Source organism: Bacillus nitratireducens (assembly GCF_001884135.1).
GTDB lineage: Bacteria > Bacillota > Bacilli > Bacillales > Bacillaceae_G > Bacillus_A > Bacillus_A nitratireducens.
Window position 1 is genome coordinate 120,884 of sequence record NZ_MAOC01000038.1, and the last position, 20,543, is coordinate 141,426.

Annotated in this window: 27 protein-coding genes; 2 read left to right on the plus strand and 25 right to left on the minus strand. The window is 38.6% G+C overall.

Features of this window, described 5'->3' with window-relative positions:
• Window positions 1-5 precede the first annotated feature (5 nt).
• From atpC to BAU23_RS14685, 17 genes are all read right to left on the minus strand, one after another.
• Window positions 6-407, minus strand: coding sequence for a F0F1 ATP synthase subunit epsilon (gene atpC, locus BAU23_RS14605; protein ID WP_000847207.1), 402 nt, complete (start codon window positions 405-407; stop codon window positions 6-8).
• 20 nt (window positions 408-427) lie between these two features.
• Window positions 428-1,837 (minus strand): F0F1 ATP synthase subunit beta, encoded by a 1,410-nt coding sequence (atpD, locus tag BAU23_RS14610; RefSeq protein ID WP_001032589.1) that lies wholly within the window; start codon window positions 1,835-1,837, stop codon window positions 428-430.
• Window positions 1,838-2,076: 239 nt separating this feature from the next.
• On the minus strand, window positions 2,077-2,937 hold the full coding sequence (gene atpG / locus BAU23_RS14615) for a F0F1 ATP synthase subunit gamma (protein WP_000157703.1): 861 nt from the start codon (window positions 2,935-2,937) through the stop codon (window positions 2,077-2,079).
• Window positions 2,938-3,222: 285 nt separating this feature from the next.
• Entirely contained in the window at window positions 3,223-4,731 is a 1,509-nt protein-coding gene (gene atpA, locus BAU23_RS14620) for a F0F1 ATP synthase subunit alpha (protein ID WP_000027511.1), read from the minus strand.
• Window positions 4,732-4,742: 11 nt separating this feature from the next.
• Complete coding sequence (atpH, locus tag BAU23_RS14625; RefSeq protein ID WP_000064684.1) at window positions 4,743-5,285, minus strand: F0F1 ATP synthase subunit delta; 543 nt, start codon at window positions 5,283-5,285, stop codon at window positions 4,743-4,745.
• Window positions 5,282-5,788: a F0F1 ATP synthase subunit B gene (atpF, locus tag BAU23_RS14630; RefSeq protein WP_001142618.1), complete on the minus strand. Its 507-nt coding sequence runs from the start codon at window positions 5,786-5,788 to the stop codon at window positions 5,282-5,284. The genes atpH and atpF overlap by 4 nt, the downstream gene beginning before the upstream one ends.
• A 129-nt stretch (window positions 5,789-5,917) precedes the next feature.
• Window positions 5,918-6,136, minus strand: coding sequence for a F0F1 ATP synthase subunit C (gene atpE / locus BAU23_RS14635; RefSeq protein WP_000052064.1), 219 nt, complete (start codon window positions 6,134-6,136; stop codon window positions 5,918-5,920).
• A 56-nt stretch (window positions 6,137-6,192) separates the two neighbouring features.
• Entirely contained in the window at window positions 6,193-6,912 is a 720-nt protein-coding gene (atpB, locus tag BAU23_RS14640; RefSeq protein ID WP_000399868.1) for a F0F1 ATP synthase subunit A, read from the minus strand.
• A gap of 7 nt (window positions 6,913-6,919) precedes the next feature.
• Entirely contained in the window at window positions 6,920-7,312 is a 393-nt protein-coding gene (locus BAU23_RS14645; protein WP_000567600.1) for an ATP synthase subunit I, read from the minus strand.
• Complete coding sequence (locus BAU23_RS14650) at window positions 7,312-7,536, minus strand: AtpZ/AtpI family protein (protein WP_001171218.1); 225 nt, start codon at window positions 7,534-7,536, stop codon at window positions 7,312-7,314. The genes BAU23_RS14645 and BAU23_RS14650 overlap by 1 nt, the downstream gene beginning before the upstream one ends.
• 26 nt (window positions 7,537-7,562) lie before the next feature.
• Window positions 7,563-7,676, minus strand: a complete 114-nt coding sequence (locus BAU23_RS14655) for a DUF4024 domain-containing protein (RefSeq protein WP_000232963.1) — start codon at window positions 7,674-7,676, stop codon at window positions 7,563-7,565.
• Window positions 7,677-8,049: 373 nt separating this feature from the next.
• On the minus strand, window positions 8,050-8,679 hold the full coding sequence (gene upp, locus BAU23_RS14660; RefSeq protein ID WP_000517536.1) for a uracil phosphoribosyltransferase: 630 nt from the start codon (window positions 8,677-8,679) through the stop codon (window positions 8,050-8,052).
• Window positions 8,680-8,951: 272 nt separating this feature from the next.
• The gene (gene glyA / locus BAU23_RS14665; protein WP_000349798.1) at window positions 8,952-10,193 is read right to left on the minus strand and encodes a serine hydroxymethyltransferase; all 1,242 of its coding nucleotides are present in this window, start codon (window positions 10,191-10,193) and stop codon (window positions 8,952-8,954) included.
• 253 nt (window positions 10,194-10,446) lie between these two features.
• Window positions 10,447-11,019 (minus strand): TIGR01440 family protein, encoded by a 573-nt coding sequence (locus BAU23_RS14670; RefSeq protein WP_000136369.1) that lies wholly within the window; start codon window positions 11,017-11,019, stop codon window positions 10,447-10,449.
• 66 nt (window positions 11,020-11,085) lie between these two features.
• Window positions 11,086-11,529 (minus strand): ribose 5-phosphate isomerase B, encoded by a 444-nt coding sequence (gene rpiB / locus BAU23_RS14675; RefSeq protein ID WP_000869542.1) that lies wholly within the window; start codon window positions 11,527-11,529, stop codon window positions 11,086-11,088.
• A gap of 96 nt (window positions 11,530-11,625) precedes the next feature.
• On the minus strand, window positions 11,626-12,066 hold the full coding sequence (locus tag BAU23_RS14680; protein ID WP_000832363.1) for a low molecular weight protein arginine phosphatase: 441 nt from the start codon (window positions 12,064-12,066) through the stop codon (window positions 11,626-11,628).
• A 317-nt stretch (window positions 12,067-12,383) separates the two neighbouring features.
• Window positions 12,384-12,881, minus strand: coding sequence for a PTS sugar transporter subunit IIA (locus BAU23_RS14685; RefSeq protein ID WP_000473647.1), 498 nt, complete (start codon window positions 12,879-12,881; stop codon window positions 12,384-12,386).
• Window positions 12,882-13,267: 386 nt separating this feature from the next.
• Here BAU23_RS14685 and BAU23_RS14690 point away from each other — a divergent pair, with 386 nt between their 5' ends.
• Complete coding sequence (locus BAU23_RS14690) at window positions 13,268-13,654, plus strand: DoxX family protein (RefSeq protein ID WP_000968692.1); 387 nt, start codon at window positions 13,268-13,270, stop codon at window positions 13,652-13,654.
• A gap of 179 nt (window positions 13,655-13,833) precedes the next feature.
• A complete protein-coding gene (locus BAU23_RS14695) occupies window positions 13,834-14,445 on the plus strand; it encodes a flavin reductase family protein (protein WP_000949063.1) in 612 nt (203 codons plus the stop codon).
• Window positions 14,446-14,513: 68 nt separating this feature from the next.
• On the opposite strand, the gene BAU23_RS14700 is transcribed toward BAU23_RS14695, so the two are convergent.
• The 8 genes from BAU23_RS14700 to prfA all read right to left on the minus strand — a co-directional run bounded on the left by BAU23_RS14700 (window position 14,514) and on the right by prfA (window position 20,201).
• Window positions 14,514-14,792 (minus strand): DUF3935 domain-containing protein, encoded by a 279-nt coding sequence (locus tag BAU23_RS14700; protein ID WP_000197479.1) that lies wholly within the window; start codon window positions 14,790-14,792, stop codon window positions 14,514-14,516.
• Window positions 14,793-14,873: 81 nt separating this feature from the next.
• Entirely contained in the window at window positions 14,874-15,005 is a 132-nt protein-coding gene (locus BAU23_RS30825) for a hypothetical protein (protein WP_001037635.1), read from the minus strand.
• Window positions 15,006-15,024: 19 nt separating this feature from the next.
• Window positions 15,025-15,573, minus strand: coding sequence for a manganese efflux pump MntP (locus BAU23_RS14705; RefSeq protein WP_000171552.1), 549 nt, complete (start codon window positions 15,571-15,573; stop codon window positions 15,025-15,027).
• A 77-nt stretch (window positions 15,574-15,650) separates the two neighbouring features.
• A complete protein-coding gene (locus BAU23_RS14710; RefSeq protein WP_000557332.1) occupies window positions 15,651-16,691 on the minus strand; it encodes an L-threonylcarbamoyladenylate synthase in 1,041 nt (346 codons plus the stop codon).
• 108 nt (window positions 16,692-16,799) lie between these two features.
• Window positions 16,800-17,258 (minus strand): GNAT family N-acetyltransferase, encoded by a 459-nt coding sequence (locus BAU23_RS14715; protein ID WP_000800343.1) that lies wholly within the window; start codon window positions 17,256-17,258, stop codon window positions 16,800-16,802.
• A 49-nt stretch (window positions 17,259-17,307) separates the two neighbouring features.
• Window positions 17,308-18,171 (minus strand): stage II sporulation protein R, encoded by an 864-nt coding sequence (gene spoIIR / locus BAU23_RS14720; RefSeq protein WP_071734730.1) that lies wholly within the window; start codon window positions 18,169-18,171, stop codon window positions 17,308-17,310.
• Window positions 18,172-18,282: 111 nt separating this feature from the next.
• Window positions 18,283-19,134, minus strand: a complete 852-nt coding sequence (gene prmC / locus BAU23_RS14725) for a peptide chain release factor N(5)-glutamine methyltransferase (RefSeq protein WP_001267049.1) — start codon at window positions 19,132-19,134, stop codon at window positions 18,283-18,285.
• A complete protein-coding gene (gene prfA, locus BAU23_RS14730) occupies window positions 19,134-20,201 on the minus strand; it encodes a peptide chain release factor 1 (RefSeq protein WP_002094338.1) in 1,068 nt (355 codons plus the stop codon). Before prfA ends, prmC begins: the two co-directional genes overlap by 1 nt.
• Window positions 20,202-20,543: the final 342 nt, after the last annotated feature.

Genomic DNA, 20,543 nt, shown 5'->3' on the forward strand with positions numbered 1-20,543 from the left:
TTTTTTTACTTCATATCGGAAACGTTTAAACGGTTCACAGCACGTTGTAGTGCCATTTCTGCACGTCTAAAGTCAACATGAGCTTGTTTATCTTGCATACGTTGCTCAGCGCGACGCTTCGACTCATTTGCACGATGGATATCGATATGGTTTGCTTCTTCAGCAGATGATGATAATACAGTTACTTTATCTGGACGAACTTCGATAAAGCCACCGCTTACTGCTACATAATCAGTGTGTCCACCATGTTTCAGACGAACTGCACTAATTTTTAATGGTGCAACAGTTGGAATGTGACCTGGTAAGATCCCCATTTCCCCACTCTCTGCTTTTACACTTACCATTTCTACTTCTTTTTCGTAAACCGGTCCATCAGGAGTTACAATACTGACTGGAAATGTCTTCATACTTCGTCCCTCCTAAGGCCTTACGCCATCATTTTCTTCGCATTTTCAATAACTTCTTCAATGCCACCTACAAGACGGAATGCATCTTCTGGAAGGTCATCATATTTTCCTTCTAGAATTTCTTTGAAACCACTAACTGTATTTTTTACAGGTACGTAAGAACCTTTTTGACCTGTAAACTGCTCAGCTACGTGGAAGTTTTGAGATAAGAAGAATTGAATACGACGAGCACGATGTACAACTAACTTATCTTCTTCAGATAACTCATCCATACCTAAGATAGCGATGATATCTTGAAGCTCTTTATAACGCTGTAAAGTTTGCTGTACTTGACGAGCTACTTCATAATGCTCTTCTCCTACGATTTCTGGAGAAAGTGCACGAGATGTAGATGCTAATGGATCTACGGCTGGGTAAATACCCATTTGTGTTAAACGACGCTCTAAGTTTGTTGTTGCATCTAAGTGAGCGAACGTTGTAGCTGGTGCTGGATCCGTATAGTCATCGGCTGGTACATATACCGCTTGGATAGACGTGATAGATCCTTTATTTGTAGATGTAATACGCTCTTGTAATTGACCCATTTCTGTTGCAAGTGTTGGTTGGTAACCTACCGCAGATGGCATACGACCAAGAAGGGCAGATACTTCAGAACCTGCTTGCGTGAAACGGAAGATGTTATCGATGAACAATAGTACGTCTTGTCCTTGCTCATCACGGAAATGTTCAGCCATTGTTAAACCTGTTAATGCAACACGTTGACGTGCTCCAGGTGGCTCATTCATTTGTCCGAATACCATCGCAGTTTTCTTAATTACGCCAGAATCGCTCATTTCATGGTATAAGTCGTTACCCTCACGAGTACGCTCACCTACACCAGCGAATACAGAGATACCACCGTGTTCTTGTGCGATGTTGTTAATTAATTCCTGAATTAATACTGTTTTACCTACACCGGCACCACCGAATAGACCGATCTTACCACCCTTAATGTAAGGAGCAAGTAAGTCTACTACTTTAATACCAGTTTCAAGAATTTCTACTTTAGTAGATAGTTCTTCGAATGCAGGTGCTTGACGGTGAATTGGATCACGACGTACATCCGCAGGAACATCACCATCTAAGTCAATTGCATCACCTAATACGTTGAATACACGACCAAGTGTTGCATCACCAACTGGTACAGAGATTGCTTTACCAGTATCTTCTACTTCTGTGCCACGAACAAGTCCATCTGTGGAAGACATTGCAACTGTACGAACTGTGTCATCACCTAAATGAAGTGCAACTTCAAATGTTAAGTTAATGCTTGCTCCGTTTTCGTTGCTTTGTTTTACCGTAAGGGCGTTGTAGATTTCTGGTAGCTTTCCGCCATCAAACTTAACGTCTACAACCGGACCCATGATTTGCGTAACGCGCCCTTTATTCATCGGGTTCCCTCCTAGCTTTCTTTTAATTAGCCAGCTTTCTAAGAGAAGTCGGCTTTTAATTTTTATTAGTTTATAGCTTACGCGACTCTCCTAAAAGAGCCGCTTCCACTTTTATTGAATCTAGCTCCGGCGGTTAGAATGTTCGGTGGCTTCGCTTTTTCCTGCGAGGCACAAATCGCCTCTACGTCAAAAGCTCCATCCCCCTCTCATTCTGAACGAACCGCTTCCACCTTTTAATACTACTCTAACGCTGCTGCTCCACCAACGATTTCCGTAATTTCTTGCGTAATCGCTGCCTGACGCGCACGGTTGAATGAAAGTGTAAGTGAATCGATAACTTCCATTGCGTTGTCTGTAGCACTCTTCATTGCTGTCATACGCGCTGCGTGCTCACTTGCTTTACCGTCTAGTAATGCACCGTACACTAAGCTTTCTGCGTATTGTGGCAATAATACTTTTAAAATTTCTTCTTCAGAAGGTTCGAATTCATAAGCTGTCGTCGGTTTGTCAGACGCCACATCAGTAAGCGGTAAAATTTTATTTTCCGTTACTTCTTGTGAAATTTTACTTACGTAATGGTTGTAGTAAATATACAGCTCATCATAAGCACCATCTGCGAACATCGCAATTGCTCGAGAAGCAAGATCTTTAATATCAGTAAATGATGGGTGGTCAGATAATCCAACTACTTCATCAATGATGTTAAAGCCGCGACGTTTTAAATAATCACGTCCTAGTCGTCCAAGTACAATAATTGAATATTGGTTTGAATCCATATTATGACGTTCACGAATTACATTACTTACTGTACGTAATACGTTACTGTTATAACCACCTGCTAGTCCGCGATCAGATGTAATAACGATGTATCCTGTACGCTTTACAGGACGCGCATTTAGCATTGGATGATTAATTCCTTTACTTCCTTGCGCAATGCTCGCTACTACTTCTTGAATCTTTTCCATATACGGAACGAAAGATTTAGCATTTTGCTCTGCACGGTTTAACTTAGATGCAGATACCATCTCCATCGCTTTCGTAATTTGACTCGTTTTCTTTGTCGAGGTAATCTTCGCTTTTATATCGCGTAAAGATGCCACAGGTTTTCACCACCTTTTTTCCGGAAGTTGGCACGATTAGTAAGAATCCTCTTCCTAATCTAGGTTGCAAGATATTCTTGCTCATGATTGAAGGAAAAGAATAGGTGCACCTACTCTTTTCCTTTACATAACCGTCAGCAATCTCAAAAGCTGAGATGCCTTTATATGATCTAGCTAAGCCACAGTCGGCTTCACTTTTTATTTATCTAGCTCCAGCGGCTTGAATGCTCGGTGGCTTCACTTCTTCCCCCTCACATTCAGAACAGCCGCTTCCGCTTTTATTTATTATTCAGAAGCTACGAATACTTTTTTAAATCCGTTAATTGCTGCTGCAAATTTGTCGTCATCCGCAAGTTTCTTAGTTGTGCGGATTTCTTCTAATAAGTCAGTTGCATTTGAATCTAACCAAGCATGGAATTCTTCTTCGAAACGAGTGATATCTACTACTGGGATATCATCTAGGAATCCACGTGTTAAAGCGTAAAGAATGATAACTTGTTTCTCTACACGTAACGGTTTGTGTAATCCTTGTTTTAATACCTCAACTGTACGAGCACCACGGTTTAGTTTCGCTTGTGTTGCTTTATCAAGGTCAGAACCGAACTGAGCGAACGCTTCTAACTCACGGTAAGATGCAAGGTCAAGACGAAGTGTACCTGATACTTTACTCATCGCTTTAATCTGAGCAGATCCACCTACACGAGATACAGAAGTACCCGCATCGATCGCTGGACGTACGCCAGAGAAGAATAGGTCAGATTGTAAGAAGATTTGTCCATCCGTAATCGAGATTACGTTTGTTGGGATGTAAGCTGATACGTCCCCTGCTTGTGTTTCGATGAAAGGTAGTGCAGTTAAAGAACCGCCGCCTCTTGCATCACTTAATTTTGCTGCACGCTCTAATAAGCGAGAATGTAGGTAGAATACATCCCCTGGATATGCTTCACGACCTGGAGGACGACGTAATAGTAATGAAAGCTCACGGTAAGCCGCTGCTTGTTTTGATAAGTCATCATATACTACTAATACGTGTTTACCATTGTACATGAACTCTTCACCCATTGTTACACCAGCATAAGCAGCTAAGTATAATAATGGAGCTGGTTGAGAAGCTGATGCAGTTACAACGATTGTGTAATCTAATGCACCGTGCTTACGTAGTGTTTCTACTACGTTACGTACAGTTGATTCTTTTTGTCCGATAGCTACATAGATACAAATCATATCTTCATCTTTTTGGTTAATGATTGTATCAAGTGCAACTGCTGTTTTACCTGTTTGGCGGTCACCAATGATTAACTCACGTTGACCACGGCCAATTGGTACAAGAGCATCGATCGCTTTAATACCTGTTTGAAGTGGCTCATGAACAGATTTACGATCCATTACACCTGGTGCTGGACTTTCGATTGGACGAGTGTTTGTTGTATTGATTGGGCCTAAACCATCAACTGGTTGACCTAATGGGTTTACAACACGACCGATTAGTTCTTTTCCTACTGGTACTTGCATGATGCGACCAGTACGACGAACTTCGTCACCTTCACGGATTTCTGTGTAAGGTCCTAAGATAATGATACCTACGTTGTTTTCTTCTAAGTTTTGTGCTAGCCCCATAACGCCGTTAGAGAACTCTACAAGTTCACCAGCCATAACGTTATCAAGACCATGAGCACGCGCGATACCGTCACCGACTTGGATAACTGTACCAACATCACTAACTTCGATTTCAGACTGATAGTTCTCGATTTGTTGCTTTATCAGTGCGCTAATTTCTTCAGCTCTGATGCTCATGTGCTTCACCCCTATCTATTCTTCATTAATTCACGTTGAATACGTGCTAATTTTCCTTGTAAACTTCCGTCATAAATGCGATTTCCAATACGTACTTTAATTCCGCCTAGTAAATCTTCATCTACAACATTTTTCACGCGAATTGCATCTTTTCCTGTTCTCTTTGCAAATGCTTCTGCAACGTTAAGCTTCTCTTCTTCTGATAGAAGACGAGTAGAATATACAGTTGCGTCCGCTACGTTACGTTCTTCATTAGCAAGAACAACATATTCATCTGCAATTTCAGGTAAGATATCAATGCGTTTGTTATCAATTAAAATATATAACGTATTTAAAATAGATTCAGAAACAGATCCGAATACGTTTGCAAGAAACGTTTTCTTCTGCTCTTTTGAAATGTTCGGTTGCGTTAAAAAGCTATGTAGTTCTCCGTTCTTTACATAAACGTTTTGTACAAGGCGTAATTCCTCTTCAAACATTTCTAATACGTGTTTTTCTTTAGCAATTTTAAAAAGAGCGACAGCATAACGTTTTGCTACAATCCCATTGCTCATCGCGCTTCTCCTACTTCTTTAATATAATCGCGAATTAACTTCACTTGATCTTCTTCTTTTAATTCTTTTTCAATTACTTTAGAAGCAATTTGAACAGATAAAGAAGCGACTTGTTCTTGTAAAGCAGCAATCGCTTGCTCTTTTTCGCGTTGAATTTCTTGTACAGCAGATGCTTTAATTGATTCTGCTTCTTCTTTCGCAGCAGCAACAATAACATCTTTTTGATCTACAGCTTGTTTTTTCGCTCTTTCGATTAACTCTTGTGCTTCAACACGCGATTGTTTTAACATTTCACGTTGTTCTTCTACTAACTTCTTCGCTTCAGCGTTACTTCTTTCTGCAGCGTCGATTTCATTAGTAACATGCTCTTCACGTTCTTTCATAATTCCCATTAAAGGACCCCACGCAAATTTGCGTAGCATTACTAATAGAAGTAAGAAAATGAACAATGTATAAGCAATCGTTCCAAATGGAATGGCAGCCCCTAATAATAAAGTTGGCACAAGGATTCACTCCCTTCAAAATATCTAAATTGATCATATGAAAAAAAAAGACATACGTTTCATTCATAAAGCAATGGCGAAGAAAGTTCGGAAAAACACTCTTCGCCATCTATGTAAGGGGAGTCTCCCTTATTTGTTCATTACGATGAAAGCAATAACTACACCGATGATTGGAAGTGCCTCAACTAAAGCAACCCCGATGAACATAATTGTTTGAAGTGCGCCTTTTAATTCTGGTTGACGAGCAACACCTTCGATTGTACGTGATACGATAAGACCGTTACCAATACCTGCACCTAATGCTGATAAACCAATTGCAATTGCAGCTGCGATTACACCTAAACTCATTTAATTTGTCCTCCTTTGTATTATAAAAAAATAAATTTTTTCTTACTTAAATTATATTAATGGTCATGACTTACTTTATGAGCCATATAAACCATCGTTAACATAACGAAAATAAATGACTGGATTGATCCAACGAATACGCTGAATCCCATCCATGCTAACATTGGTACAAGCGCACCTAATGCTCCAAGGAATGATGCCCCGCCTAACTTAGCAAGTAATCCTAATAAGATCTCACCTGCATAAATGTTACCGAATAAACGAAGACCTAACGTTAATGTGTTAGCAAACTCCTCAATAACCTTTAATGGGAATAAGAATTTCATTGGTTGGAAATAACCTTTAACGTATTCTTTCGTACCCTTCATCTTAATTCCATAATAATGGGTGAGGGTAACTACCATCACGGCTAATGTTAATGTAACTGCTGGATCAGACGTTGGTGATCTCCACCATGCAATATGTTCGCCAGCCTCAACTGTTGAATACATGAATGGTAAACCAAGGAAGTTCGATACGATGATAAACATGATAAGCGTAACGCCAAGCGTTAAGAAACGTCCACCTGTTTTCCAGTCCATCGTACTATTGATAATCCCTTTCACGAAGTCAAACACCCATTCCATGAAATTTTGCATTCCTGTTGGGCGAAGAGCTAAGCCGCGAGTTCCTATAACTGCGATTAAGAAAACAATAACTGCTGCTACAGTAACCATCATAACTGATGACAAATCGAACGTTAAACCTAGAAATTCAACTAATTTACCGTGTTCCACTAGTAATTCACCTCTCTTCCCTGCTCTTATACTCTAAATAAAGAAAATCTATGATCATGACAAGGTATCCTGTCAGCAATCCTACACCTAGGCCCCACATCGCAATTAACTCTTGATATTTGGCTGCAAATAAAATTAATAACCCAATCGTGGCAAATCTTGAATATGTACTTACCGCTGTCGCCTTAAACTTCACGTTTTCTCCATTTGTTACACGATCTAATAGCTTGTCTGTTCTACGTGCAATGATGCGCAAACTAAGAAAACTGAAAATCGTTCCGATAATCAGCCCAAGAAATACATCCTTGTAAGAGGTAAATCCCCATCCTAGCACTAGAAGCGCAAGCAAGTAGTACATATATTTCTTTTGTCTTTGGACAAGTCCATGTACGTCTATCATCATTGCTCTCCCGAATAGTAATGTCGAATGAGTCGAATCATTGCGTATATCCCTGTTCCTAAACCGAGTAATAACCCTATAATAAGAAACAATGGAAACGTTCCAACCTTATTATCAATCCATTGCCCACCAAAGATTCCAATAAGAATAGAACCGACTAACTGAGCAAGAATTCCTGACATTAAAGCATATGCTTTTATATGGCTGCGATCGTTTTTTTGCAAGGATTCATCCCTCCAATATGTAACCCTCATTCACGATGTGTTAATAATAACTCATTTTTCTGCATAAATTCTATACAAAATAAAAAGTTTACATTTTCGTCACGGAATAGATGCATTTTTGTCACTGAAAGCCCTACCATCTATCCCCGTTGTTAGCATACAATAGGGTATTAACAGTGTCAACGAGAAATCGTAAAAAATCAAAAAATTTGAGTATTAGTCATTTCCTCCCAAAAATGAAAACGTTCCCCTTCTAAATACTGGTTAGAGATATGCAATTTCTAACAGTTTTCTCTTTATAATAGAAGAAAATGTTCACAAGTTTGTCACTATTATATTTTTAAGATATAGCGCTTTCCTTCCATAATATAGTGTCCCCAAGACGTAAGACTTCTATATTATATGTGATGTGTATACAACATATGTTGTATACACCCTGTATATTTATCCCCCCTCCCCCGCACGCTCAGGGCGAAAAAAAGACGAGAGGGGACTCCCCTCTCGTCTGTTGTCTTACTTCGTTCCGAATAAACGGTCACCAGCATCACCAAGACCTGGAACTACATAACCATGGTCATTTAGCTTCTCATCTAATGCTGCTACATAAATATCAACATCAGGATGCTCTTCTTGTACTACTTTTACTCCTTCTGGAGCAGCTACGATACACATTAATTTAATTTGCTTTGCACCGCGCTTTTTCAGAGAATTAATTGCTTCAGCTGCAGAACCACCTGTTGCTAGCATTGGATCTAGTACGATAAAGTCACGCTCTTCTACATCCGTTGGAAGTTTCACATAGTATTCTACCGGTTGCAATGTTTCAGGGTCACGGTATAAACCAACGTGTCCTACTTTTGCTGCTGGAATTAATTTCAGAATTCCATCAACCATTCCTAAACCTGCACGTAAAATCGGAATTAAACCAAGTTTTTTACCAGCGATCACTTTTGTTGTCGCTTTGCTTACAGGCGTTTCAATTTCAATGTCTTTAAGTGGAAGGTCGCGAGTAATTTCGAAAGCCATTAAGCTTGCTACTTCGTCCACTAATTCACGAAAATCTTTCGTACCTGTATTCTTATCGCGAATATATGTAATCTTATGTTGAATTAACGGGTGATCAAATACATACAGTTTTCCCATGTGAATCTCTCCTTTAGATGATATTCATGCGTTTACACGCTTTTTTACACTATTTACGATTGTAAAGAAAACGCTACTAATATTCAAGGGCAAATTTGGCAAAATCATGATTTTGTGATGAATCTATCTAGTATCTTTACCAATTATGGGAGGTGTATCCTTCGTTATATCGCCAAAATTTATTCATCATTTGTATACATACTTTAAAAACAATATATGTCCAAAAAAAAGACTACTAAAACAATTACGTTTTAGTAGTCCTTTTCAATCTATTATAGATTTGTATACATTGGGAATTTGCTCGTTAACGCTTCTACACGCTTACTTGCTTCTTCTAATGCAGATTCATTCTCATGATTTTTTAATGTATAAGCAATAAGTGATGCAATTTCATCCATTTCTTCTAAGCCGAAACCACGAGATGTTACAGCTGCCGTACCGATACGTACGCCGCTTGTTACAAATGGGCTTGCTGTTTCAAATGGAATTGTATTTTTGTTCACTGTAATACCAACTTCATCTAATACGTGCTCTGCTACTTTACCTGTAATTTCTAAGTTACGAACATCAATCAAGATTAAATGATTGTCTGTTCCGCCAGAAACAAGTGTAAGTCCTTCTTTTTGAAGACCTTCAGCTAAGCGGTTCGCATTATTAATGATATTTTGTGCATATGTTTTAAACTCACCTTGTAGTGTCTCACCAAATGCAACAGCTTTTGCAGCAATTACGTGCATAAGTGGACCACCTTGGATACCAGGGAAGATTGATTTATCAATTTGCTTTGCAAATTGCTCTTCACATAAAATCATACCACCACGTGGACCACGTAATGTTTTATGTGTTGTCGTTGTAACGAAATGTGCATGTGGTACTGGGTTTGGATGTAAACCAGCAGCTACTAAACCAGCGATATGTGCCATATCAACCATAAAGTATGCACCCACTTCATCTGCAATCTCACGGAATCGTTTGAAATCGATAACACGAGGATATGCACTTGCACCTGCAACGATTAATTTTGGTTTATGTTCTTTCGCTTTTGCTAATACATCATCGTAATTAATACGGTGAGATTCAGCATCCACGCCATATTCTACGAAATTATATTGTACTCCACTGAAGTTAACAGGGCTTCCGTGTGTTAAGTGACCACCATGGGATAAATTCATACCAAGTACTGTATCGCCTTGCTCTAAAATTGTGAAGTATACTGCCATGTTCGCTTGTGCACCAGAATGTGGTTGAACATTTACATGCTCTGCACCAAAAATTTCTTTCGCGCGATCGCGTGCGATATCTTCCACTACGTCTACGTGCTCACAGCCACCATAGTAACGTTTTCCAGGATATCCTTCAGCATACTTATTCGTTAAAACAGAACCTTGCGCTTCCATTACCGCTTCACTTACGAAGTTTTCCGAAGCAATTAACTCAATCTTTGAACGCTGTCTTCCTAGTTCTGCCTCAATTGCAGCAAATACCTTTTCATCTTGACGTTTTAAATGATCCACCAAAATCCCCCTTTTCTGAACGAATTACATCGATTCCCAATAGTTTTTTCTCATTTATTCAGAAAAAACGAAAATTCAGGTTGTAATTCTTTCGAACCTTCATGTTTTCAACTACATTCTAACATGACTTTCTATATCATAAAAGAAAAAAAAAGACCGAAATCGGTCTTTTCTTTCTTCTATTATAAAGTCAGACTACATACCTTTTATCTTTCGATATAAAGCTATTATGCGACTTTATAATTTTTCACGTTTAACGGCAAGGAATAACTTCTTCATTTGCCGCATAAACAGCACGTGCTCCACCTATTAGTTTTCCACGTGTTTTCGCCATCGTTACATGCGCACTTCCTATTTCCTTCACACTTGTGCGAACCGGAACAGCTACATGTTTTAAATGCATACCGATAAATGTATCGCCGATATCCATTCCTGCATCTGCTTTAATAAACTCAATTACTACCGGATCTTTAAAATTGTGATACGCATACGTCGCTAATGCACCACCTGCTGATCTAACAGGCGTAACTGTTACAATTTCAAATTGATATTTCATCGCTACATCTCTCTCAACTACTAAAGCACGATTTAAATGCTCGCAACATTGAAACGCCAATTCAATACCTGTTCGCTCTTGAAATTGCTTTAATTCAGAAAAAATCGCCTCTGCCACTTCCATCGTTCCTGACGTTCCAATTCTTTCACCTAGCACTTCGCTCGTGCTACACCCCACTACAAAAATTTGACCACTTTGTAATGAAGCTTGTTCTTGGAAATCAGAAAGCGAAATTTGTAGCTGTTCTCTTACCTTTACGATTTCTGTCATTACGCCTCTTCCTTTCACAGGTTGGTTCACCAAATTATATTTCATACTACTTATAGTTAGAATCTATTACTTTGTTTCGTACGTTTTAATTTTCCCTACGCGGTTTTCGTGACGGCCACCTTCATAGTCAGTTGTTAACCAAATTTTTGCGATATCACGCGCTAGACCAGCCCCAATTACACGCTCGCCCATCGCTAGCATGTTAGTGTCATTATGCTCTCTCGTCGCTTTCGCACTGAAAGTATCATGAACTAACGCACAACGAATACCGTTTACTTTGTTTGCCGCGATTGACATACCAATGCCTGTCCCGCAAACTAAAATACCACGATCTACTTCCCCATTTGCGACCATTTCTGCTGCTGGAAACGCAAAATCAGGGTAATCAACAGAACCAGCTTCACATTCACAACCTAAATCAATATATTCAATATTTAATTCTTCTAATAAACTTACAAGTTCTTTACGGATATTCATACCGCCGTGATCAGATGCTATTACTACTTTCATTTTTACCCCTCCAAAGTTTCAATCAATTATCTTCATTTCACACTCGCTACCTCAATGGGACGAAGTGATCTCCAATATCGTATTATACACGAAACATCAACCCTCTGAATGTTTTTTCAGTAAAGTTTGTACAAGTTTTTCCATCTCATCTAACGTTTCTTTATAAATAGAAAGCGATCCTCCAAAGGGATCTGAAATGTCTTTACCTATACCTTCAGTTAGTCCATATAATGTATTCAACTTCTTTTCAACACTCGGAAAGTGACCAAGCACAATTTGCTTATGATTTTCTGTCATCGTTACGACAATATCAGCCCAATCAAGCAAAGCTTCGTTTACCTGCTGCGCGGCATGATCGATTGAAATTCCTTTTTCAGCTAAAGCTTCCTTCGCAAATATCGATGCATCGCTTCCAGGATAGGCGAAAACACCAGCAGATTGCACTTCAAACTTATCTCCTCCATGATGACGAAGCAACGCCTCAGCCATCGGACTACGACATGTATTGCCAGTGCAAACAAATAACACTCGTTTCATCTAAACCCACCCCTTTTTTTCTGTTTCCTACCATTTATCCCCGATTGGTGAAGGCTAATAATCAGCTGGGATGAACAGCCCCCTCGACTAATTAAAGTTTCACTTTATCATAGCGTACATTAGAATAGAAAAAAAGAAATGTGAATATACGAAAGGCGCATTTCTCTTATATTTTTTCTAAGAAAAATGCGCCTTATCCACATATATGTGAAACCCTATTTCCAAGTGCCCAAAGTATTTTACCATACATGATGAACACACTACAAAACAAAATAAGGAATCTATTTCATACGAAACAGATTCCTTTCATACAATAATTATTTCATTGTAACTTTCATTACTTCTGTTGAACCTTTTGTAGCTGTTACACCTACAGTTGTCTTAATAGACTCAGCTGCATCTGTGTTTGTAATAACGATTGGAGTAATTGTGCTTTTTGCTTTTTCACGAATTAATTCTAAGTCGAATGAGATTAATTTATCTCCAGCTTTTACAGCTTGTCCTTCAGAAACGTGAGCTTCGAAACCTTCGCCTTCCATTTTTACAGTTTCTAATCCGACGTGGATTAAAATTTCTGTACCGTTTTTCGCTTTAATTCCAATAGCATGTTTCGTGTGGAATAATTGTACGATTTCACCATCAACTGGAGATACAACTACACCTTCAGTAGGATCGATTGCAACACCTTCACCCATCATACGACCAGCGAATACTGGATCTGGTACTTCTTCAATATTTTTCACTGCTCCAGTTAATGGAGCTACGATTGTTTCTTCATTTGTTTTTGAACCAAAACCGAATAATTTTTTAAACATAGGATAGTCCTCCTTATAATTTACCTAAAAGTTATAGGGCAATCTCTATTCAAGATCGAAATACACGTAAGACTTCATACTTCGAATGTTATACTGTAAAAACGCTTTCGAAATAAATTATGCCATTACTACTAGACTCTTATTGTAGCGCCTCACAAAATTCCAGTCAATTCTGATTGTCTGAATAACAATAAGAAGTTAACTTCTACTTATATTTTCTCCTTTTTTCACTTACTTGTCTAGAGGTCTTTACTACATTTTATTTTTTGTTGTTAATTTGTAAAATTTCTTTCAAATTTTTGTTGAAATCCACTTGACTAAAGTAAGTAACTATTTTATTATTACTTACATAAGATAAGTTAATAACTTTTAGGAGGTTTTTTTAAATGATGGATATCGGTCTTCTTATTATTCGCCTTATTATAGGTATTACATTCATGGGTCATGGTGCTCAAAAATTATTCGGTTGGTTCGGCGGTTATGGCTTAAAAGGAACAGGTGGCTGGATGGAATCAATCGGGTTACGCCCTGGTGTATTCATGGCATTTATGGCTGGCGCAACTGAATTATTAGGTGGTTTCTTATTTGCATCAGGTATTTTCATTACAATTGGTTCATTATTTATCGTTGGAACAATGTTAATGGCAATCTTCACTGTTCACGGAAAAAATGGTTATTGGATCACACAAAACGGATTTGAGTACAATTTAATGTTAATCGCTGTTGCTATTGGTGTAGCTTTAATTGGCCCTGGCGCTTACGTTTTACTTTAATCATTTATCTCGAATTTGAGATACCTATTCAAAAAAGGCCTACTTCAGTAAAATTTGAAGTAGGCCTTTTTACGTAGCAATACAAAAAACGTCAAAAAAATATTTTTTCAGCAGGAGTTTCCCACTAGTATCTTGTAAACAAACAATAAGTCGTCATATTAAGAAAGGGGATTGCAATTATGTTATCAATTAATCCAAATGAACAGACAGAAAAAGAAAACTATAAATTATTAACAGGAAGTATTATTCCTCGTCCCGTCGCTTTTGTCACTTCTATAACAAAAGATGGCGTATTAAACGGCGCACCATATAGCTACTTCAATATCGTCGCAGCCAATCCACCACTTATCTCGGTTTCTGTACAACGAAAAGAAGGAAAACCAAAGGACACTTCCCGAAATGCAATTGAAAAGGGCGAATTTGTCGTACATATTTCTGACGAATCATATGTAGCAGCAATTAACGAAACAGCAGCTAACCTCCCGCCAAATGAGAGTGAAATTGAACTAGCAAAACTAACCCCAATCGCCAGTGATGCCATTTCAGTACCAGGGGTGAAAGAAGCAAATATTCGAATGGAATGTGTATTAGAACGTGCTATCCCGCTCGGCGGAACTGAAGACTCACCAGCTTGCGACCTACTAATCGGCCGCGTCGTTCGCTTCCACGTTGCAGAACACTTATACGAAAACGGCCGAATTCACGCAGAAGGACTAAAACCAGTAAGCCGCCTAGCAGGACACAACTACGCAAAACTAGGAGAACAATTTGAATTAGTAAGGCCACTTTAAAAGCTCCAGCGGCTCGCTCAGCTCCTGCACTCAAACATTAAATCCCCCGCTTTTAGCGGGGGATTTTTTCACTGTAATTCTTCCTTCTTCTCTTCTAATGCAGGTAATTTCTCTTTTTTAGATTTACCAAGCTTTATTACAAAGAAGTATAAAGAAAGCAATGTAATAAGGAAAACAATTAAAAACGGGTACGGAGAATAAAAAGTACGCGCTGCCTCCGTTTTCCCCGCAACAAATTTCAATGACTCAATATCTAAAAACTCAGCAAACATTTGTACACCGAGCATACTAAACCAAAAAACAAAAAAACTAATAATAATACCAAAAACTTGCTTCAATCTCGTCATCCATCTCATCCTTTCTATATTTGTAATTTTTTAGCGCGATCAATATAGTACAAACAAAACTATGCACAGAAAGGAACGATCTCACCATTCAAGAATTAACCTAATCCAACCTAACATCGAAATTTGCAAAATAATACCCCAGATAATTAGCCTTCTTAGCCATCTAGGAAAGAAGGTTAAAAACTTAACATACCATTCCAACAACTTGTTCATAATTCCCTCCTATATAAAATTATATAGGAAAAAGGAGATATAATCCAAATCCAACCAGAATGATACCACCTACTATTTCACCATATGTACCAAGCATATTTTTGGCATGCCTACCGAGCAATAAACCCATCCACGCCAGTAACATACTTATTAGTCCGAACAGTAATATCGTAATAATTGTCTCAGCTCCGTAAATCCCAAGGCTAAGACCTACTGAAAAACTATCTATACTGACACCAAATGCAAATACAAATAAACTGATTCCAATTGGAGCAGTTCTAGTCTCTTCACCTTCTAAAATAGACGAATATACAATATAGAACCCTAATCCAATTAATAAAATAGCTCCCGCAAAATTCGCGACATCCCCATACTTCTCTGATAAAAAACGTCCTAGTACCATTCCGATAAACGGCATAATAATATGAAATATCCCTATCGTCATACCAATATAAAGGATTTGTCTTAACTTTAATGTTACCATCCCCATACCGAGGCTCACTGAAAATGCATCCATCCCTAGGGCGAATGCCATAATTATTAAAGGTATTAGCTGTTCAAGCGTCATTCATGTCCCCCCTCGGACGTGCTACTTCACAATATGCTTATCCGAGGAGAAATATTCTGTTTGCTAAAGGTACATTATCATTCAGTGATAATATGATGTCCCGCTGCTTTTGTTAAACGATTCATAATTGCATTCCCTATTCCTTCATTTGGGAATGATTCACTAAAGATAACATCTACTTCACTTGCATCAAACGTTCTAAGCACATCATATAATTTAGTCGCAACGCTAGCTAAATCATTTCGCATACCACAAGATAATACAACATCAGCACTATATACATGTTGATACTCTTCGGTCGTTAATACACCTACTTTAAATCCTTCTTTCTTTTTCTCATCCACAATACGCTGAATAAACTCACGGGATCCTTCAACAATACTAAGTGGCGCTTTCGGTGCATAATGTGTATATTTCATTCCAGGCGATTTCGGTTTTTCTTTCTCATCCTTTAAAGCTGGATCTAAAGAAACATTTCCTATTACTGCTTCCAATTGTTCCTTCGTAATCCCACCAGGACGTAAAATCGTCGGAACTTCGCTCGTACAATCAATTACAGTTGATTCAACACCTACTCCTGTCGCCCCGCCATCAACGATACCAGCAATTTTCCCGTTTAAATCTTCATACACATGCGAAGCTAATGTTGGACTTGGGCGTCCAGAACGATTCGCACTCGGTGCTGCAACAGGCACGTTTGCTTCTTCAATAAGAGCGAGCGCTACTGGATGATCTGGCATCCTTACTCCGACTGTATTAAGTCCCGCCGTAACCCTCTCTGAAATCCCTTCTTTCCTCGGTAAAATGATTGTTAATGGCCCTGGCCAAAAATGCTCCATTAACTTTTCTGCAACCGGTGGAATTTCTCTTACAATACCATCTAACTGAGATTTTGTTCCTATGTGGACAATCAGTGGATTATCACTCGGTCTCCCTTTCGCTGCAAAAATTTTCGCTATCGCTTCGTCGTCCATTGCGTTTGCTCCTAACCCATATACCGTTTCTGTCGGGAAGGCCACCGCTTCATTTTCTCTTAATAATCTCGCTGCTTCTTTTAATTGTGGATAATATTTTTTTCTTTCCACAACATTATCCACAACCCACATATTTGTATGCATTTTTTCCCACGTCCTTTTCTACCATGAAATACTTGTCTATTTTTAGTTTACTATGAGATTTATCCAAAAGACAAACAAGGTTTATCCACAAAATGTGGATAAACCTTGTTAATCCGTGGATAACTTTGTGAATAGCTGACAATTTAGTATTATTGCATTTGGCTCTTTTATATTTTTACAAAAGTGTTCTAACTGTCGAATTCCCTCTGGAACTTTCTCTTTCTCTATAATGACAAAGTCAAAAAATTGAAAGATTGTCGCAGATTGTGGATGATTTGTGAGTAAGTACAATTGTCGAATATTTTTTTCTTTCATATACTGCAAAAACATTTCAAAAAAATATAAGAAAGTCTGCTTATCCACATTAGGTGTGAATAAACAAGAACGAATAAGCGCATCTTCTTCACTTTGTTCATATCCAATTACAGCTCGTATTTCTCCCGCCTCTTCCAAAACCATAAATTGTGCGTACAACTCATTTATTTTATCATCTTTTTTATTAGCTTGTCCGAAAAAAGAATGCAATCTTTCTACATCTGCTTTCGTAGCAAAATACACGTTCTTCATAGTAAATCCCTCCTCATTTTTATATATGAGGAGGGATTTACTAATAGTACTATTTAGAGAATAAAGATGTAAAAGCTTCGACGATAAATAATTTAACCTCTGGTTTTTCTTCTTCCTCTTCTACTTTTACATACTCATTTTGCTTTTCTTGTTTTTGTTCCACAGATTTCTCCACTTTTTCCACAGGTTTTGTTTCTACTTTTTTTACAGGCTGTTCTTCTACTTGCGTTTCATTTTTCACTACTTTCTTTTCAGGCGCCGTTACTTTTTCAGCTTTTTCCGGCTTTACTACTTTCTTTTCTTTCACCTTATCCTCTTTCTTCTCCGGTACTTCCATTACTTCCTCATCTGCTTGTTTCACTTGCTCTTCTTCAGGAGATTCAGCTTTCACAACGTGTTCTTCTTTCCTTACAGCTGTACCACTCGAAAAATCTAGGAAACACATCGGTGGAAATAATACACACCACCAGTTTGCACCTTCACCTTTTCCAATTGTAATAAGTACCGCTTCATATTCTCCTGCTGGATAAATAAAATTCCCATATACCTTTGTAGGAAACTTCACATTTTTACCGAATTTCACTTGAAAAGTCTCTTTACTCCCTTCCCTTTTCAGTGTATTCGTCACTGTCTTTTCAATTTCAGGAATATGATTTTGAATTACCTTTCGAGCTTCTTCAAATGACGTTAAATCAGCTACCCATCCATCAATTTGCGCTTTTACTTCATCGCGTACTTTACGCTTTAACGCCTGATCTTTATCTGAATCACTATTTGCTAAAATTCGTAATCGAACGGCCTCTTTCGGAATAACAGAAGGCCCTTTCGCATCAGCTTTCATATATCCAAACTGCACAAGTAACTGTGCACCAATTAATAATAGAAGAAGATAAGCAATAACTTGTTTTTTCATTTCCTCCACCGTCCCCTCTAGAAACAGTGTGGACAGAGTTACTTCTTTCTAAACTATTAAATTCAAAATCTATATAAATTTTTTCAAAAAAAATAGAGTAAGGTTTTAACCTTACTCCATCTCTGCAAATACCATGCGATCTTTTCCATTAATATCAAAGACAACTTCAACGTGAGCGTGAGGGAAAGTTTGCTGTAATAATGCTTTTACATCTTCACCTTGCCCTACACCAATTTCAAACGCCACAATCGCCTTTTTCTTTAATACGTTCGGCAATTCCTCCATAAAACGACGATAGAAATCTAGTCCATCTTCACCGCCAACAAGCGCCCTTTTCGGTTCATGCTCTTTCACAACAGTAGAAAGACCACGCCAATCTTCCTCCGGTATATACGGAGGATTTGAAACAACAACATCTAACTTCTGACCAGTTTCATAAAACGGCGACAGTAAATCACCGTGATAGAAAGTTACTTCCGCTCCTAAAGCCTTTGCATTTTCTTTTGCAACTTCAATCGACTCCTGTGCAATATCTACCGTATACACATGAAGATTTTTATTTTCTAAAGCGAGCGTAATAGAAATCGCTCCACTACCTGTGCCAATATCCGCTACATGAAGCTCCTCATTACCGAAATGGCGCTCAATTCTCTCTAGGACTCCAACTATAAGTTCCTCTGTTTCTGGCCTTGGTATTAATACCTCTTCATTCACAAAGAACGATCGTCCATAAAACATTTCATAACCCATCATATATTGAATAGGGATACCCTCTACATGCTTGTGGATAAACTCCGTAAAGCTTGTCTCTTGTTCCGCAGTTATTTCTTCACGCATATTCATGAGCATTCCTGTTCTGTTCGTCTTTAATACATGACAAAGGACAATTTCTCCCGCATTCTCATCTCGTCCATTTTCTTGTAAAAAAGAAGAAGCCCATTTCAGGGCTTCATAGACACGCATTACTCAGCTGCCTCCATCTTTTGCGCCTGATCTTCCATCACTAAGGCATTGATGAAATCATCTAACTTACCTTGTAGGATTTGATCTAGCTTTTGAATCGTTAAACCGATTCGATGGTCAGTAACACGGTTTTGCGGGAAGTTATACGTACGGATACGCTCTGAACGGTCTCCCGTACCAACAGCTTGTTTACGGTTTTGATCGTACTCAGCTTGTGCTTCTTGTCTGAATTTATCATAAACACGTGCACGTAATACTTTCATTGCTTTTTCTTTATTCTTAATCTGTGATTTCTCATCCTGACAAGATACAACTACACCAGTCGGTAAATGCGTTAAACGTACCGCTGACATCGTTGTATTAACGCTTTGTCCACCAGGACCACTAGAAGCGAACGTATCAACACGAACATCTTTTTCATGAATATTAATTTCTACTTCTTCCGCCTCTGGTAACACAGCTACCGTTGCTGTAGATGTATGAATACGTCCACCAGATTCCGTTTCAGGAACACGTTGTACACGGTGAGCACCATTCTCGAATTTCAGTTTCGCGAAAGCACCTTTACCATTGATCATAAAGATAATCTCTTTATATCCACCTAATTCTGTATAGCTAGCCTCAATAATTTCAGTTTTCCAACCTTGTACCTCAGCGTAACGGCTATACATACGGTATAAGTCACCAGCAAATAAAGCTGCCTCGTCACCACCAGCAGCACCACGAACCTCAACGATAACGTTTTTATCATCATTAGGGTCTTTTGGAACAAGTAAGATTTTCAGACGTTCTGATAATGTTTTCTCTTGTCCTTCTAATTCAGAAACTTCTTCCTTAACCATTTCACGCATCTCAGCGTCTAACTTATCTTCTAACATTGCTTTTGCATCTCGTAATTGCTCACGAACATCTTTATACTCACGGTACACCTCTACCGTTTCTTGCATATCAGATTGTTCTTTTGAATACTCACGAAGCTTATTTGTATCGCTAATAACCTCTGGGTCACTTAACAATTCATTTAACTTCTCATAACGATCTTCTACAGCTTGCAAACGATCTAACACACCATTCACCTCTACATCCTAGTATCTAATACAAATAGTATATGGTACTTAATCAAAAAAACGCAAATTATATTTAAAAGCGCAGGTGGCTTGTTCAGAATCGCAGGACACTTTCAACTCTCGACCTTGAAGCGCTTTTTGCTTCGAGCGAGAGAGTGAAATAGCCGGAGATTCTAGCCGCTGGAGCTAGATAATATATTTAAAAGTGGAGGCGGCTCGTTCAGCTCTGACTGGCTAAGGTTCTCTCGCGCAAAAGGTGCTTTTTACCTTTAGTGCGGGAGGTTCTTAGACACGAAGAGCTAGCCGCCGGAACTGGATACAATCTAAAAGCGCTAGTGGCTT